We start from the raw sequence: 15,991 nt of genomic DNA on the forward strand, positions 1-15,991 counted from the left end.
CCGTCATCCTGATCGGCCTCGTGGTCGAGAACCTGATCTTCCAGACCATCGAGCGCCGCACCCTCCAGCGCTGGGGCATGCAGGCCTGAACCGCCCCACGTCCGGGGCCGGTCTTCCGACGCCAGCTTCGCGCTCCGCGCGCCGACCCGGCGGCAGGCGCATCGAGCCGTCCCGATGCGCGCCGTCGCTCACTCCGCATCCGGAAACGATCAGGCGCGCCGGACGCCGCTCGCCCTCGAGACGCGCGCCAGGTCATGTATATGACACATGAGTGTTGACACGCCTCCCCCGGCGCGTATCCTCGACTCGACGCCGACGGACTCGCGAGAGACAAGATCGGCGCAAGAACCGGTGAGGAACGCCATGGCGGCACGGGGCATCATCCGGCTCGTCGGGACGGTCGCGGCCATGTGCGTGGCGCTCAGCGCCGCCCGCGCCGAGGTCTCGACCGTTCGGCTCGCGAAGCAGTTCGGGATCTCCTATCTGCCGCTGACCGTGATGGAGGAGGAGGGCCTGCTGGAACAGCAGGCCAAGCGGCGCGGCCTCGACCTGAAGGCCGAGTGGCTGCGCTTCACCGGCGGCTCGGGGATGAACGAGGCCCTGCTCTCCGGCAACCTCGATTTCGCCTCCGGCGGCGTCGGCCCGTTCCTGACGATCTGGGGCCGGACACAGGGCAACATCAAGGTCAAGGGTGTGGCGGCGCTGAACGCGATGCCGCTCTGGCTGGTGACCACCAATCCTGCGGTCAAGTCGATCAAGGATTTCGGCCCTCAGGACAAGATCGCGCTGCCGACCGCCAAGACCTCGATCCAGGCGATCACCCTGCAGATGGCCGCCGAGAAGGCCTTCGGGCCCGGCCAGCAGGCCAAGCTCGATCCGCTCACCGTCTCGATGGGACATCCCGACGCGCAGACCGCCCTGATGGGCGGCCACTCGGAGATCACGGCGCATTTCGGCTCTCCTCCGTTTCAGGAGATGGAGCTGAAGGACCCGCGGGCGCACAAGGTGCTCGACAGCTACGACGTCATGGGCGGTCCCCACACCTTCAACCTCGTCTGGGCCTCCAGCCGCTTCGTCACGGCCAATCCCAAGGTCACCGCATCCTTCCTGGCGGCGCTCGAAGACAGCCTGAAGCTGATCCGGGACGATCCGGCGAAGGCCGCGACCCTCTGGATCAAGGCGGAAGGCGCGAAGATCTCGCCGGAGGAGGCGGAAGCCCTCATCCGCGCACCGCAGAACGCCTGGACCACCAAGCCCGAGCGCATGACGGATTATCTCGCCTACATGAACCGCGCCGGACTGGTCTCCGCCACGGCCTCCAGCGACGCCGAGCTGTTCTTCCCCGCGCCGGCGGCGGGCGATGCCCCCAAGGAGGCCACGCGGTGACGGTCCCCGTCGATCACGCCGTCGGACAGGGCGTGACCGAGGCGCTGCGGGTACGCGTCCGGCGGGGCGATGCGGTCGCGGAATACGTGGTGCCGCGCCGGGCCAATCAAACGGTGCTCGATGTCGTCACCGAGATCCAGCGCGATCAGGACCCGACGCTCGCCTACCGCTTCGCCTGCCGGGTCGGCATGTGCGGCTCCTGCGGCATGACGGTGAACGGGCGTCCGCGCTGGACCTGCCGCACCCGGGTCGCCGCGGTGGCGCCGGACGGGATGCTGAGCCTGGAGCCCCTGCGCAACCTGCCGGTGGTCAAGGATCTCGCGGTCGACATGGAGCCCTTCTTCGAGAAGTGGCGCCGCGCCCACGGGTATTTCGAGCCGGGCGAGAACCCGCCCGACGACTTCGCGACCGTCGAGCCGGACTCGCCCGCCCGCCAGGAGGTCGATGCCGGCATCGAGTGCATCAATTGCGGCGTCTGCTACGCCGCCTGCGATGTCGTCACCTGGAATCCCGACTATCTCGGGCCCGCGGCCCTCAACCGGGCCTGGACGCTGGTCAACGACGTGCGCGACCAGGATCGCGACGGGCGGCTCGCCGCGGTGGCGGGCGATGCCGGCTGCCATTCCTGCCACAGCCACATGAGCTGCACCGAGCATTGCCCGAAGGGCCTGAGCCCGACCTTCTCGATCGCCGGCCTGAAGCGCGAGACCGGCAAGGCGGCGCTGCGCCGGTTCTGGAGGCGCGGATGAGCCCGCTCCTGTACCTCGCCCAGCGCGGCACGGCCGCGATCCTCGCGGTCACGGTCGCAGTCCATCTCGGCACGATCCTGTACGCGGTGCGTGGCGGGCTTACGGCCGGGGAGATCCTGGGCCGGACGCACGGCAACCTCGCCTTCCTCGCGTTCTACGCGGTCTTCGTGCTGGCCGCCGCGATCCACGCCCCGATCGGCCTGCGCAGCATCCTGCGCGAGTGGACCGGCTGGCGCGGCCGCTCCCTCGACCTCAGCATGATCGCCTTCTCGGCCCTGCTCGCCGGGCTGGGCCTGCGGGCGGCGCTGGCGGTGTACTGGGCATGAGGGCTTCCACGACGCCTCCCATGCGGGCCGGCCTGATTCGCGCGTCCCTGCGCCGGCCCGGTTTCGCCGCCGCCCTGATCCATCGCCTCTCGGGGCTCGCCCTGGCGCTGTTCCTCCCGATGCACTTCATCGCGCTCGGCACCGCGCTCCAGGGCGCCGACCGACTCGAGAGCTTCCTCGGCCTCACCCAGAACGGCTTCGTCCGCACCGCCGAATGGGGTCTCGTCTGTGCCCTCGCCGTCCACATGGCGCTGGGCCTGCGGGTGCTCGCCATCGAGTGGCTGCGCTACCGCGAGCGCACCGCCCTGGTCGTCTCCGGCTGCCTCGCGACCGCCTTCGCGGTCGGCCTCCTGTTCCTCCTCAGCGGGGCGTGAGCCCCGCCCGTCGCCCCGGAGACCCGCCATGGATCTCGACATCCGCGAATTCGAGGAGGTCTGCCGCGACCTCTACGTCCGCGCCCTGAAGATCCTGCCGCCCGACATCAAGGCGGGCTTCGCCGACCTGCAGCGCACCGAGACCAGCGCCACGGGCCGGGCCATCCTCGACACGATGGTGGAGAACGTCGCGGTCGCGGAGCGCACGAAGAACATCCTCTGCCAGGATACCGGCATCCCGATCTACAACGTCGTGATCGGCGCCGACGTGCGCGTCGACGGCGCCGCCCTGAAGGCCGCGATCCGGCGCGGCTGCGAACGGGCCACGAAGGAGTTTTCCTTACGCTCCTCGGTGGTCCACCCGATCACCCGCAAGAACGAGCAGACCTCCTGCGGCATCCGCGTGCCGATCATCCACGTCGACTTCGACGACCGGCCCGAGACCGTGGCGGTGGAGATGATCCCGAAGGGCTCAGGCTCGGAGAACGGCTCGTTCCTGCAGATGCTGCTGCCCTCGGACGGGATCGGCGCGGCCAAGCGCTTCGTCATCGACCGGGTGATCGAGCTGGGCGGCCGGGTCTGCCCGCCGACCATCGTGGGCGTCGGGCTCGGGGGCACCTCGGACCTGTGCATGCATCTGGCCAAGGTGGCGGCGACCCGGCCGCTGCGCTCGGTCTGCTCCGATCCCGAGGGCGCCCGGATCGAGGCCGAGCTGTCGCGGGCGGTGAACGAGCTCGGCATCGGCCCGCAGGGGCTCGGCGGCCGGTCCACGAGCTTCGCCGTCCACGTCGAACTCGCCGCGACCCACATCACCCAGAACCCGGTCGCCGTGAACATCCAGTGCCACTCGGCCCGCCGCGCCCGCGCGACGTTCACGCCCGGCGGCATCGCGTTCGATTGAGGAGCAGACCGTGGCCCACCACGTCCTCGACATGCCGGCCACTGAGCCCGAGATCCGGGCGCTCCGGATCGGCGACACCGTCACCCTCCGCCGCTGGCTGTTCGGCATCCGCGACGCGACCCTGATCCACATGTTCGACCGGGATCGCCGCACCCGGCTCGACCTGAACGGCCACGCGGTGATCCACACCGCGCCGAACGTCCACCGCGTCCCGGTCTCGAACGAGGCGCCGGTCGGCTACGCGCCGTTCTGCATCGGTACCACCACGTCGATGCGCATGGAGCGCTTCACCGACGCCCTGATGGAGCGGGAGGGCGTGCGCCTCATCGTCGGCAAGGGTGGCATGGGACCGGCGACCCTCGACGCCTTCGCGCGGCGCGGCGGCGCCTACCTGGCGATCGTCGGCGGCGCGGCGGCGCTGGAGACCACCTGGATCGAGACCATCGTGGATGTCGATCTCGACGACCTCCACCCCGAGAGCCTGTGGCAGTTCGCGATCCGCGATTTCGGGCCGCTGCTGGTCGGCATGGATTCGCACGGCGGCTCGCTCTTCGCCGACGTCCAGCGCGACGTGGCCGCCCGGCGCGACGCGGTGCTGGCCTCCCTGGAGGAGGCCCGATGAGTCCCGAACAGGTCGAGACCGACATCCTGATCCTCGGTTCCGGCGGGGCCGGGCTGTTCGCGGCGCTTCACGCCAAGAAGGTCGCCCCCGACCTCGACGTCACCGTCGCGGTGAAGGGGCTGCTCGGCAAGTGCGGCTGCACCCGCATGGTCCAGGGCGGCTACAACGTCGCGCTGGCGCCGGGCGACTCAGTCGAGCGGCACTTCATGGACACGATCGAGGGCGGCAAGTGGCTGAACGACCAAGCGCTCGCCTGGACGCTCGTCACCGAGGCGCAGGTGCGGATCCGGGAGCTGGAGACCGAGCTCGGCTGCTTCTTCGACCGCAACCCGGACGGCAGCGTCCACCAGAAGGCCTTTGCCGGCCAGACCTTCGACCGGACGGTGCACAAGGGCGACCTCACCGGCATCGAGATCATCAACCGCCTGTCCGAGCAGGTCTGGCGCCGGGACGTGCACCGGCTGGAGGATCACCGCGCCCTGGAGCTGATCCCGGCCCGGGACGGGTCGGGGCTGGCGGGCGTGCTGATGCTCGACATGCGCACCGGGGAGCCGAAGCTGGTGCGGGCCAAGGCCGTGCTGCTCGCCACCGGCGGCGGGCCGACCATGTACAAGTACCACACGCCGTCCGGCGACAAGTCCTGCGACGGGCTCGCCATGGCTTTGCGCGCGGGGCTCCCGCTGCGCGACATGGAGATGGTGCAGTTCCACCCGACCGGCCTGCTCGCGGGCGCCGGCACCCGCATGACCGGGACGGTGCTGGAGGAGGGCCTGCGCGGGGCGGGGGGCTGGCTCCTCGATTCCACCGGCCAGCGCTTCATGGAGGCGTACGACCCGCGGGCCGAGCGCGCGACCCGGGACGTGGTCAGCCGCTCGATCATGCGGCGGCTGCGCGAGGGGTTCGGCACCCCGAGCGGGGGCGTCCACATCCAGATGAGCCATCTCGGCCCCGAGGACGTGCGCCGCCGGTTCAAGGGCATGGTCGAGCGCTGCGCCGATTGCGGCTTCGACCTCGCGGGCGGCCTCGTCGAGGTCATCCCCACGGCCCATTACATGATGGGCGGCCTCCAGTTCGCGGTCGACTGCACCACCGCGCTGCCGCGCCTCTACGCGGCCGGCGAGGATACCGGCGGCGTCCACGGGGCGAACCGGCTCGGCGGCAACGGCGTGGCGAATTCCACGGTGTTCGGGGGCTTGGCCGGCCAGTCCATGGCCCGGGCCGTGACGCGCGAGGGCGCCCTCGCCGAGCCGGATCCCGCCGCCATCGAGGCGGGCCTCGCCCGGGCCTACGGGTCGCTCGGCCGGCCCGCGGGGTCGCTGCCGGAGATCCGCGAGGCGCTCTACGAGACCATGTGGGCCGATGTCGGGATCCTGCGGGACGCGACCGGCCTCACCCGGGCGCTCGCCACCCTCGACGGGCTCTCCGACGCGGTCGCCCGGGCCGGCGCGCCGGACGGCGACCGCCGCTACGCGCTGACCTGGATGGACCGGCTGAACCTCGAGAACCTCGTGCTGGTCTCGCAGGCGGTCGCCCGGGCGGCGCTCGCCCGCACCGACAGCCGCGGCGCGCATTTCCGCGAGGATTTCCCGGAGGCCTCGGATCTCGCGACCTCGCACTACACCGTGGTGCGCCAGCGCGGCGGGGCCCTCGACCTCGCGATGGAGCCGGTGCACTTCACCCATGTGCGGCCGGGGGGCTCCCTCCTCGACGCGGCCGCCTGAGGGGATTTGAGCCATGCAGACCCTGCGCGGCGCCGACATCGTGGCCCGGACCCTGGAGGCGCTCGGCGTCACCCGGATCTTCACCCTGTCGGGCAATCACATCATGCCGGTCTTCGACGCCCTGCTGGAGACCGGGATCACCCTCGTCCACACCCGCCAGGAGGCGGCCTGCGTCCACATGGCCGATGCCTGGGGCCGGCTGACCGGCGAGGTCGGAGTCGCGCTGGTCACGGGCGGTCAGGGCCACACCAACGGCGCGGCGGCGCTCACCACGGCAGTGGCCGCGGACTCGCCCGTGCTGCTGCTCTCCGGCCATGCGGGCCTGTCCGAACTCGGGCGCGGCGCCTTCCAGGAACTGGCCCAGGCCGACATCGCCCGGCCGATGACCAAGGCCGCCTGGACCGCCGGCTCGGTCGCTTCCCTCGGCCCGGACCTCGCCCGGGCCTTCCGGATCGCCCGGGAGGGGCGGCCCGGCCCGGTCCATCTCAGCCTGCCGGTCGACCTGCTGGACAAGGCCGTCCCCGCCGCCTCCGTGCGGATCCCGGAGCGGGCCGCGGCCGCCATCCGGGCCGCCGAGCCGGCGCCCGATCTCGTGGCCGACCTGCTCGCCGCCCTCGCCGGGGCGGAACGGCCCCTCGTCGCCTGCGGCCCGGCCCTGTGCGACGCCTCCGGCCGGGCCGCCATGGCGGCGCTGGACGAGACCCTGGGCGTGCCGGTCGTCGGCATGGAGAGCCCCCGCGGGATCAACGATCCGGCGCTCGGCGCCTTCGCCGAGGTCCTGGCGCGGGCCGACCTCCTCGTCCTGCTCGGCAAGCCGCTCGACTTCACCCTGCGCTTCGGTGCGGCACCCGCCCTCGCCCCCAATTGCCGCTTCGTCATCGTCGATCCCGATCCGGCGCTCCTCGCCCGCGCTCCGGCGGACCGCCTCGCCGTCGCGGGCCTCGCCGATCCGCGCCCGGTTCTGGCGGCGCTGACCGCGCGCGCGACCGCCCTCCCCCACCGGGACGCTTCGAACCGGGACGCCTGGCACCGGGAGGCGCGGGCTGCCCTCGCCTACCGCCCGCCCGGCTGGGCGGATCTGCGCGGGACGGGGCAGCGCCTGCACCCGGTGGAGTTGTGTCGCGCGGTCGACGCCTTCCTGGAACGCCATCCGGACGGCACGCTGATCTGCGACGGCGGCGAGATCGGCCAGTGGCCGCAGGCCCTGGTCCGCGCCGGGCGCCGGCTGATCAACGGCGTCTCGGGGACGATCGGTGCATCGATCCCCTTCGCGATCGCCGCCGCGCTGGAGCGCCCCGGCGCCCCCGTGATCGCGGTGCTGGGCGACGGCACCTTCGGCTTCCACATGGCCGAGTTCGACACGGCCGTGCGCTACGGCGTCCCGTTCATCGCGGTGGTGGGCAACGACGCGCGCTGGAACGCCGAGCACCAGATCCAGCTGCGCAGCTACGGCCCCCAGCGGACGCGCCACTGCGACCTGCTCCCGACCCGCTACGACGCGGTGGTCCAGGCCCTCGGCGGCTTCGGCACGCTGGTCACCGAGGCCGCCGCCCTCCCGGCGGCCCTGGAGGCGGCCCAGGCCAGCGGCCTGCCCGCCTGCATCAACGTGATGATCGAGAGCGTGGCGGCACCGGCGATCCGCCGCCCCGGCTAGGAACACCGCTGAGGAGGGGGATCATGCGCAGACGCGACGTTCTGGCGGGGGCCGCGGCGCTCCTGGCGAGCCCGGTCCCGGGGCGGGCCGAGGAGGCCGGTGCGGTGGCCATCGCCCGCCAGCCGAGCCTCGGCCACCTGCCGCTGATGCTGATGGAGGAGCAGGGCCTGCTCCAGAAGGCCGCGGCCGCCCGCGGCGTGGCGGGGCTGCAGGCCCGGTACCTCACCCTAGCGGGCGGCGCGGCGATGAACGACGCCCTGCTCTCCGGGCAGATCCAGTTCGCGGCCGGCGGCGTGCCGCCCCTCGTGCTGCTCTGGTCGAAGACCGAGGGCACCGCCATGGCGGTGAAGGGCGTGGCGGCGATGAACAGCATGCCGCTGCTGATGAACACCAGCAACCCGAAGGTGCGCACGCTCGCGGACTTCACCGACCGGGACAAGATCGCGCTCCCCGCCGTGAAGGTCTCGGTCCAGGCGATGTTCCTGCAGATGGCCGCCGAGAAGGAACTCGGCGCGGGCCGCCGCAACGACCTCGACCGGCTCACCGTCACCCTCTCGCATCCCGACGGGATGGCGGCGCTCCTCGGGGGCAGCGAGGTGACGGCGCATTTCACCGCCGCGCCGATCCAGGAGCTGGAACTGCGCCGGCCCGGCATCCGCACGGTGCTGAACAGCTTCGACGTGCTGGGCGAGCCTTCGACCTTCAACGTGGTCTGGGCCTCCGCGGCCTTCGCGGCGGCCAGTCCCCGCGTCTTCGAGGCGTTCGGCGCCGCCCTCGACGAGGCCCTCGCGGGGATCGTGGCCGACAAGGCGGAGGCGGCCCGCGCCTACGTGCGCCTCGCCCGCGACGGGAGCGATGTCGGCCTCGTCACCGAGATCCTGAACGACCCGCAGGTCTCCTTCACGGCGACGCCCCGGGCCATCGGCAAGGTCGCGGACTTCATGGCCCGCACCGGCACCATCCGCCGCCGCCCGGATAGCTGGAAGGACCTGTTCTTCGCGGGCGTTCACGGCAAGGCCGGGAGCTGAGCCGCCCCGGCGGCCGCCTCAACCCTGCAGCAGGCCGGGCAGCGCCAGCGCGGTGGTGGTCAGCCCGATCGCCGCGAGCAGGGCCAGGACGAGGGTGCGGAAGCGCCGCTGGTCGATCCGGGCGAACAGCGAGAGCCCGGCGAGCACGCTCACCAGCACCACCGGCAGCGCCAGCGCCAGGTCGCCGACGAGTTCGGGGGGGATCGGGTCGAGGTAGACGAGGATCGAGAAAGCCCAGACCTGCATCACCAGGGTGAAGGATTGGTACACAGCCCGCTGAGTGCGGGGCTCCCAGCCGCGCACGAGGCTCCAGGCCGTCGGCAGGGCGCCGGACAAGCCCGCGATGCCGCCCAGCACGCCGCCGAGGAAGCCGATCGCCCCGTCGCTCCAAGAATTGCCGAAGCCCACCCGGTAGTCGGCGCGCAGCAGCGCGATGCCGCCGCTGTAGAGGACCAGGAAGGCGCCGATCGCGACCTTGATGTGGCGCGGGTCGAGATCGTGCAGCAGGTGGATGCCGATCGGCGCCCCGATCAGGCCTGGCAGGATCATCGCGAAGGCGGTGTTCCGCGGCGGCCAAGTCCGCAGCCGCAGGATCGAGATCACCTGCGAGAGGATGCTGCAGACCAGCACCAGGGCGGTCGCCTCGACGGGCGTGCGGATCGACAGCAGCGTACCGGAGGCGATCAGCGCGAAGGCGAAGCCTGTGAGGCCCGAAATCAGTCCGGCGCAGCCGACGCAGAGGATGAGGAGGAGCGTCTCGTTCACCGCGGATGCCCAGCCCGGCCAATACCCCGCGCAGGCTCGCTTGCCATCCTCGTCCTCCCGGTCGGCGGCCCGCCGGAAGCAGGACACATTCTGAATGTATCTTATATAAGACTTGTCACGCGGAGCAAGGCGGGAGATCGGGCCGCCGGCGATGAGCTCCTTCTTCACGGAGTGCCCGGAGCCAAGCTGGCCGAGTGCCTCGGCCGTTCGAGGGGAAGGCCGTCCAGATCCATCCTGCGCCCTCCCCGTCCGCGGGGGTGGAGACGCGCATGGCATCTCCGGGCGCCCGACTCGATCGATCGGATCAAGGCGCCGGATCCGATGGGTGGATCCACGGGCGCTGAGCGGGAGGCGGTAACCCCTCGAACCCGAGGCCAACGAAATCGGTCCCGCCGCTCAATCGGCCGTTGACGCCGGTCGCTTAAGCAGTCTTATATAAGACACGTCGCCGCCGAGCAGCCGACGACACAGCTATCAGGAGGACCGCATGAGCAGCCACGCCGCGTCCGGCGAGGGGCACCGCAAGCCGCATCTTCTCGCCCATTCCCCCCACGACAACGTCGCCGTCGCGGTGATCGAGGGCCTGAGCGCGAACACCGACGCCTTCGGGGTGGTCACCGAGAACAACAGCACCTTCGAGGTCGCCGTCCGCCACGACATCCCGATCGGCCACAAGGTCGCGCTCACCGACCTGAAGGCCGGCGACACGGCCATCAAGTACGGCCAGGATATCGGCAAGGTCATCAAGGACGTCGCCAAGGGCGAGCACGTCCATGTCCACAACGTCAAGACGAAGCGCTGGTGAGGTGACGATGTCCAAGGAAGCCGCTCAGCTCGAACACGAGATCGCCACCCCCTTCGTCGGCGGTGCGCCCGATCAATTCGCCACCCCGGCGCTCGCGACCAAGCGCGCCTCGGAGAACTACACGTCCGCCACCTTCATGGGCTGGCGCCGGGAGAACGGCCGGGTCGGTGTGCGCAACCACGTCGTGCTCCTGCCGCTGGACGATCTCTCCAATGCCGCCTGCGAGGCCGTCGCCAACACCATAAAGGGCACGATGGCGCTGCCCCACGCCTACGGCCGGTTGCAGTTCGGCGAGGATCTGGACCTCCACTTCCGCACCCTCATCGGCATCGGCTCGAACCCGAACGTCGCCGCCGTCGTGGTGATCGGCATCGAGGACCAGTGGACCAACCGCGTGGTCGAGGGCATCGCCAAGACCGGCAAGCCGGTCGTCGGCTTCGGGATCGAGGGCCACGGCGACATCGCCATCGTCGCCAAGGCGAGCTACCAGGCCAAGCGCTTCGTGCAGTGGGCCACCGAGCTCCAGCGCGAGGAATGCCCGATCGCCGACCTCTGGGTCTCGACCAAGTGCGGCGAGTCCGACACCACCACCGGCCTCGCCTCCTGCCCCACCGTCGGCAACATGTACGACAAGCTGATCCCGCACGGGATCTACGGGGTGTTCGGTGAGACGTCGGAGATCACCGGCGCCGAGCACCTCTGCCGCGAGCGGGCGATCAGCCCGGACATCGCCGACAAGTGGTACACGATGTGGAAGGCCTATCAGGACGACGTCATCGAGGCCCACAAGACCGACGATCTCTCGGACTCGCAGCCGACCAAGGGCAACATCGCGGGCGGCCTCACCACGATCGAGGAGAAAGCGCTCGGCAACCTCGAGAAGATCGGCCACGAGTGCCGGTTCATCGACGCCCTGCAGCCCGCGGAAGCCCCCGCCAAGGGGCCCGGCCTCTACTTCATGGACACGTCCTCGGCGGCCGCCGAGTGCGTCACCCTGATGGCGGCGGCGGGTTACGTGGTCCACACCTTCCCGACCGGCCAGGGCAACGTGATCGGCAATCCGATCGTCCCCGTGATCAAGATCACCGGCAATCCCCGGACCGTGCGGACCATGGGTGAGCATATCGACGTGGACGTGTCGGGCGTGCTCAGCCGCGAGATGACGATCCCGCAGGCCGGCGACGCGCTGATCGACATGGTGGTGCGCACCGCCAACGGCCGGCTCACGGCGGCCGAGTCCCTCGGCCACCGGGAATTCGTGATGACGAAGCTCTACCGCAGCGCCTGACGCGCCAGTCCCGCGCCCGCGGACCGCGAACCGGTCCGCGGGCGCAGCCCCGACGCCACGGGGTCGGACCACGAGGGAGCGCACGACCGCGGGCGGAACCGCGGCGGCCTCCGTCCTGTCACTGTGGAGGAACGCATGAGGCTGCTTCGGTCGATCTACGGCCAGGTCCTGCTCGGCATCGCGCTGGGCATCGCGGTCGGGGTGGTGGCTCCCGATTTCGCCGTGGGCTGCAAGATCCTCGGCGACATGTTCATCAACCTGATCAAGATGATCGTCGCCCCCGTCATCTTCTGCACGGTCGTCGTCGGCATCGCGCATGTCGGCGACATGAAGAGCGTCGGCCGGATGGGCCTGAAGACCATCCTGTACTTCGAGGCCGCCACGACGGTGGCGCTCGGGGCCGGCCTCCTGTTCGTGAACCTGCTGCGGCCGGGCGACGGCGTGAACGCCACGGTCGACAGCCTTGACGCCAAGCTGGTCGCCGGCATCGCCGGAAAGGCCCACGCGCAGTCGCCGATGGAGATCGTCGCCAACATCATCCCGCACAGCGCGGTCGACGCCTTCGCCAAGGGCGACCTGATCCAGGTGATGTTCTTCTCGGTGCTCGTCGGCATGGGGCTCGCGATGCTGGGCCGGCGCGGCGAGTTCCCGCTCAAGGTGGTCCACGCCTTCGGCGACGTGCTGATGAAGGTCGTCGGGCTGATCATGCACTTCGCGCCGATCGGCGCCTTCGGCGCGATGGCCTTCACCATCGGCAAGTTCGGGCTCGGCATCCTCGCCCAGTACGGGATGCTGATCGTCTCGCTCTACCTGACCTTCATCGTGTTCATCGCGGTCTTCCTCGGCGGCGTGATGCGGTTCTACGTCGGCCTGAGCCTGTGGAAGCTGTTCCGCTACAGCCGCGAGGAGCTGTTCATCCTGCTCGGCACCACGAGCACGGAATCGGTGCTGCCGCGGATCATGGCCAAGCTCAACGGGCTCGGCGTCGACAAGAGCGTCACCGGCCTCGTGATGCCGGCCGGCCTGTCCTTCAACATGGACGGCTCCTGCATCTACCTGACCATGGCGATCGGCTTCATCGCCCAGGCCCTCAACATCCCGCTGACCTGGGAGCAGGAACTCGGCATCCTGGCCATCGCGCTGGTGACCTCGAAGGGCGTCGCGGGCGTGGCGGGTGCCATCCTGTTCGTGCTCGCCGCGACGCTCCAGGCCTCGCAGCTCCTGCCGGTGGCGGGCATCGCCCTGATCATCGGGGTAGACCGCATCCTGAACGAGCTGCGCTGCGTGACCAACGCGATCGGCAACATGGTGGCGACCCTCGTGATCGCCCGCTGGGAGGGCAAGATCGACCTCGCCCATGCCCGCGCGGTGCTCGACGGCCGCATCACCCCGGACTTCGACCTCCTCGACGACGAGGACGCGGTGGCGGATGCGATCCCCGCCCGCGAGCCGGCGGCCGCCTTCCGCCGCCCCCTCCCCGCTGCCGTGCCGGCGACCTGAGAAGGACCCTCCATGCCCAAGGTCATCATCAGCGAGTTCATGGACGAGGCGGCGATCGCGGCCGAGCTCGCCGGCTTCGACGTGGTGTACGATCCCGGCCTCGTCGACCGGCCCAACGATCTCGCCGCCGCGGTTGCGGAGGCCGACGCCCTGATCGTGCGCAACCGGACGCAGGTGCGCGGCGCCCTGCTCGCCGCCGCCCGCGACCTCAAGGTGGTGGGCCGCCTCGGCGTCGGCCTCGACAACATCGACGGGGCGGCCTGCCGGGACCGGGGCATCGCGGTCTATCCGGCGACGGGCGCCAACGACGTCGCGGTCGCCGAGTACGTGCTCGCCACCGCGATGCTGCTCCTGCGCGGCGCCTACGGGGCGACGGCCCGCGTCGCGGCCGGCACGTGGCCGCGCAACGCCCTGATGGGCCGCGAGATCTCCGGCAAACGCCTCGGCCTGGTGGGCTTCGGCGCCATCGCCCGCGAGACCGCCCAGAGGGCTGCGGCCCTCGGCATGGCGGTCGCCGCCCACGACCCCTTCGTCGCCGAGGGCGATCCGGCCTGGAACCCGGCCACCGGTCCCGTGCAGCGGCAGGCGCTCGAAGCTCTGATCGCCCAGAGCGACGTGCTCTCGCTGCACGTGCCCCTCACCGATCGGACGCGCGGCCTGATCGACGCGGCGGCGCTGGCCCGGATGCCCAAGGGCGCGATCCTGATCAATGCGGCCCGGGGCGGCGTGGTGGACGAGGCCGCCGTGGCCGAATCCCTGCGCGCCGGCCATCTCGGCGGCGCGGCGCTGGACGTGTTCGACCGGGAGCCCCTTGACGCGTCGGCCGGCGCCGTCTTCGCGGACGTGCCGAACCTGATCCTGACCCCGCACATCGCCGGGGTGACGCAGGAATCGAACGTGCGCGTCTCCGCCGTCACTGCGGCGGCGGTGCGTCGCCACCTCACGGAGCGCTGAGCCGATGCCGAACCTCACATTGTCGGAGGCCGAGGCCCTGGCCGCGGAGGCCCTCGTCCGCTGCGGCACGGCCGAGGCCGCGGCGCGGAGCGTCGCCCGCGCCCTGGTCGGCGCCGAGGCGGATGGCCTGAAGGGCCACGGCCTGTCGCGGGTCGCGCCCTACGCGGCGCAGGTGCGTGCCGGCAAGGTCGTGGGCGACGCGGTCCCGCGGGCGGAGCGCCCGCGCCCGGGCCTGCTCGCGGTCGACGCCGCCCACGGTTTCGCCTACCCCGCCATCGACCTCGCCCTGGAGGCGCTGCCGGACCTCGCCCGCCAACAGGGCGTGGCGGCGGCCGGCATCCGCCGCTCGCACCATTGCGGCGCGGCCGGACGCCCGGTGGAGGTCCTGGCCGAGCAGGGCTGCGTCGCCCTGCTCTTCGCCAACACGCCCGCCGCGATGGCGCCCTGGGGCGGGCGCCAAGCGGTGTTCGGCACCAACCCGCTGGCCTTCGCCTGCCCGCTGCCGGGCCGCGCGCCGATCGTCGTCGACCTCGCCCTGTCGAAGGTGGCCCGCGCCAACATCGTCGGGGCGGCCAAGCGCGGCGAACCGATCCCCGAGGGCTGGGCTCTCGACGCCGAGGGGCGCCCGACGACCGACGCCAAGGCGGCCCTCGACGGCACCATGGTGCCGCTGGGCGACGCCAAGGGCACGGCGCTCGCCCTGATGGTGGAGCTGCTTGCCGCCGGCCTCGTCGGCGCGCGCTTTGCCGGCGAGGCCTCCTCGTTCCTCGACGCCGCGGGCGACCCGCCGGGCACCGGGCAGCTGATCCTCGTCCTCGACGCGGCGGCGCTCAGCCCGGACGCGCCGGAGCGCTTCGCGGCGCTGGCGGACGCGATCGAGAGGCAGGACGGCGCCCGGCTCCCGGGCAGCCGCCGGCTCGCACTCCGTCGCCGGGCCGCCGAGGCGGGCCTCGACGTCGCCGAAGCCCTCGTCGCCGAGATCCGGGCGCTGTGACGCGGATCGCCTGTGCGGAGGAAAAACCTGTGATTGCTCCCATCGGCAGAGCCACGTAAGCCAGAGGAGGGAGAGGTGCTGGACACAACCTTCGACGCTCTACCCACGGATGGGGCTCTGCGTCGTCACGCGATGGAACGGTCAGGCGAAGGGCAGGCAGGTTCGGGGCGCGCAGGTTCGGGAGGCGCCCGCACGGTCGGCTTCCGCCCGCTCTACCGGCAGGTCTACGACACGCTGCTGAAGCGCCTCGCCGACGCGGTCTGGCAGCCCGGCCAGATCCTGCCGAGCGAGGGGCAGCTCGCCGTCGAGCTGGGCGTCAGCCAGGGGACGGTGCGCAAGGCCCTCGACGCGCTCACCGCCGACAGCCTGCTGGTGCGCCGCCAGGGCCGCGGGACCTTCGTGGCCGATCACGACGACAAGCAGAGCGTCTTCCGCTTCCTGAAGCTGCGGCCGGACGGCGACGGCACCGGCATGCCCACGAGCCGGGTCACGGGGATCGCGGAGGCGGCCGCCAGCGCCGACGAGCGCGGGCGCCTCGACCTCGTGCGGTCGGCCCGGGTGGTCCGGATCGAGCGCGTGCGCGCCGTCGACGCGAAGCTCTGCGTGGTCGAGACGATCAGCGTGCCCGCCGGCCTGTTCCCGGGCATCGCCCAGATCGAGCTGCCGAACACCCTCTACAGCCTCTACGCCACCCGCTACGGCATCACGATCGCCACCGCCCAGGAGCGCCTGAAGGCCGTGGCGCTCGGGCCCCACGAGGCGGAGCTGCTCCAGGTGCCGGCCGGGACCCCTGCCCTCGAGATCGACCGCGTCGCCATCGATCTCGAGGAGCGGCCGGTCGAGTGGCGCCTCTCGACCTGCCTGACGCAGGACATCCACTACCTCTCGGTCCTGCGCTGACCGGGAGCCGCCTGGGCGCGGGCG

General features: G+C 71.6%; 16 protein-coding genes. 15 read left to right on the forward strand and 1 reads right to left on the reverse strand.

The window, feature by feature from the left end:
- The first annotated feature begins 363 nt into the window (after positions 1-363).
- From MFF58_RS21870 to MFF58_RS21910, 9 genes are read left to right on the forward strand one after another with little or no spacing between them, the layout of a single operon-like run.
- Complete coding sequence (locus MFF58_RS21870) at positions 364-1,386, forward strand: ABC transporter substrate-binding protein (protein ID WP_238291082.1); 1,023 nt, start codon at positions 364-366, stop codon at positions 1,384-1,386.
- Positions 1,383-2,135, forward strand: a complete 753-nt coding sequence (locus MFF58_RS21875; protein WP_238291083.1) for a succinate dehydrogenase/fumarate reductase iron-sulfur subunit — start codon at positions 1,383-1,385, stop codon at positions 2,133-2,135. Before MFF58_RS21870 ends, MFF58_RS21875 begins: the two co-directional genes overlap by 4 nt.
- Positions 2,132-2,461 (forward strand): succinate dehydrogenase, encoded by a 330-nt coding sequence (locus tag MFF58_RS21880; protein ID WP_238291084.1) that lies wholly within the window; start codon positions 2,132-2,134, stop codon positions 2,459-2,461. Before MFF58_RS21875 ends, MFF58_RS21880 begins: the two co-directional genes overlap by 4 nt.
- Positions 2,462-2,481: 20 nt before the next feature.
- Positions 2,482-2,835: a succinate dehydrogenase, cytochrome b556 subunit gene (locus MFF58_RS21885; RefSeq protein WP_238291085.1), complete on the forward strand. Its 354-nt coding sequence runs from the start codon at positions 2,482-2,484 to the stop codon at positions 2,833-2,835.
- Positions 2,836-2,863: 28 nt separating this feature from the next.
- Complete coding sequence (locus tag MFF58_RS21890; protein ID WP_238291086.1) at positions 2,864-3,736, forward strand: fumarate hydratase; 873 nt, start codon at positions 2,864-2,866, stop codon at positions 3,734-3,736.
- Between the two features lie 10 nt (positions 3,737-3,746).
- Entirely contained in the window at positions 3,747-4,358 is a 612-nt protein-coding gene (locus MFF58_RS21895) for a fumarate hydratase C-terminal domain-containing protein (protein WP_238291087.1), read from the forward strand.
- Positions 4,355-6,079 (forward strand): L-aspartate oxidase, encoded by a 1,725-nt coding sequence (locus tag MFF58_RS21900; RefSeq protein ID WP_238291088.1) that lies wholly within the window; start codon positions 4,355-4,357, stop codon positions 6,077-6,079. The genes MFF58_RS21895 and MFF58_RS21900 overlap by 4 nt, the downstream gene beginning before the upstream one ends.
- A 13-nt stretch (positions 6,080-6,092) precedes the next feature.
- Positions 6,093-7,733, forward strand: a complete 1,641-nt coding sequence (locus MFF58_RS21905) for a thiamine pyrophosphate-binding protein (RefSeq protein WP_238291089.1) — start codon at positions 6,093-6,095, stop codon at positions 7,731-7,733.
- Positions 7,734-7,756: 23 nt separating this feature from the next.
- Positions 7,757-8,761 carry an ABC transporter substrate-binding protein gene (locus MFF58_RS21910; RefSeq protein WP_238291090.1) on the forward strand — a complete coding sequence of 335 codons (1,005 nt, stop codon included), beginning with the start codon at positions 7,757-7,759 and terminating at the stop codon, positions 8,759-8,761.
- Between the two features lie 18 nt (positions 8,762-8,779).
- Here MFF58_RS21910 and MFF58_RS21915 read toward each other — a convergent pair whose 3' ends face one another.
- Positions 8,780-9,613 carry a sulfite exporter TauE/SafE family protein gene (locus MFF58_RS21915; protein ID WP_238291091.1) on the reverse strand — a complete coding sequence of 278 codons (834 nt, stop codon included), beginning with the start codon at positions 9,611-9,613 and terminating at the stop codon, positions 8,780-8,782.
- Positions 9,614-10,013: 400 nt separating this feature from the next.
- Between MFF58_RS21915 and MFF58_RS21920 the strand changes: the two genes are divergently transcribed.
- The 6 genes from MFF58_RS21920 to MFF58_RS21945 all read left to right on the forward strand — a co-directional run bounded on the left by MFF58_RS21920 (position 10,014) and on the right by MFF58_RS21945 (position 15,967).
- Positions 10,014-10,331: a UxaA family hydrolase gene (locus MFF58_RS21920; RefSeq protein WP_238291092.1), complete on the forward strand. Its 318-nt coding sequence runs from the start codon at positions 10,014-10,016 to the stop codon at positions 10,329-10,331.
- 7 nt (positions 10,332-10,338) lie between these two features.
- Positions 10,339-11,619, forward strand: a complete 1,281-nt coding sequence (locus MFF58_RS21925) for a UxaA family hydrolase (RefSeq protein ID WP_279603399.1) — start codon at positions 10,339-10,341, stop codon at positions 11,617-11,619.
- Between the two features lie 135 nt (positions 11,620-11,754).
- Positions 11,755-13,119: a cation:dicarboxylate symporter family transporter gene (locus MFF58_RS21930; RefSeq protein ID WP_238291093.1), complete on the forward strand. Its 1,365-nt coding sequence runs from the start codon at positions 11,755-11,757 to the stop codon at positions 13,117-13,119.
- Positions 13,120-13,131: 12 nt separating this feature from the next.
- Positions 13,132-14,073, forward strand: a complete 942-nt coding sequence (locus tag MFF58_RS21935) for an NAD(P)-dependent oxidoreductase (protein WP_238291094.1) — start codon at positions 13,132-13,134, stop codon at positions 14,071-14,073.
- 4 nt (positions 14,074-14,077) lie between these two features.
- Positions 14,078-15,067 carry an Ldh family oxidoreductase gene (locus MFF58_RS21940; RefSeq protein ID WP_238291096.1) on the forward strand — a complete coding sequence of 330 codons (990 nt, stop codon included), beginning with the start codon at positions 14,078-14,080 and terminating at the stop codon, positions 15,065-15,067.
- Between the two features lie 75 nt (positions 15,068-15,142).
- Positions 15,143-15,967, forward strand: a complete 825-nt coding sequence (locus MFF58_RS21945) for a GntR family transcriptional regulator (protein ID WP_238291097.1) — start codon at positions 15,143-15,145, stop codon at positions 15,965-15,967.
- Positions 15,968-15,991 lie beyond the last annotated feature (24 nt).

It is taken from the genome of Methylobacterium longum (genome assembly GCF_022179385.1).
GTDB lineage: Bacteria > Pseudomonadota > Alphaproteobacteria > Rhizobiales > Beijerinckiaceae > Methylobacterium > Methylobacterium longum.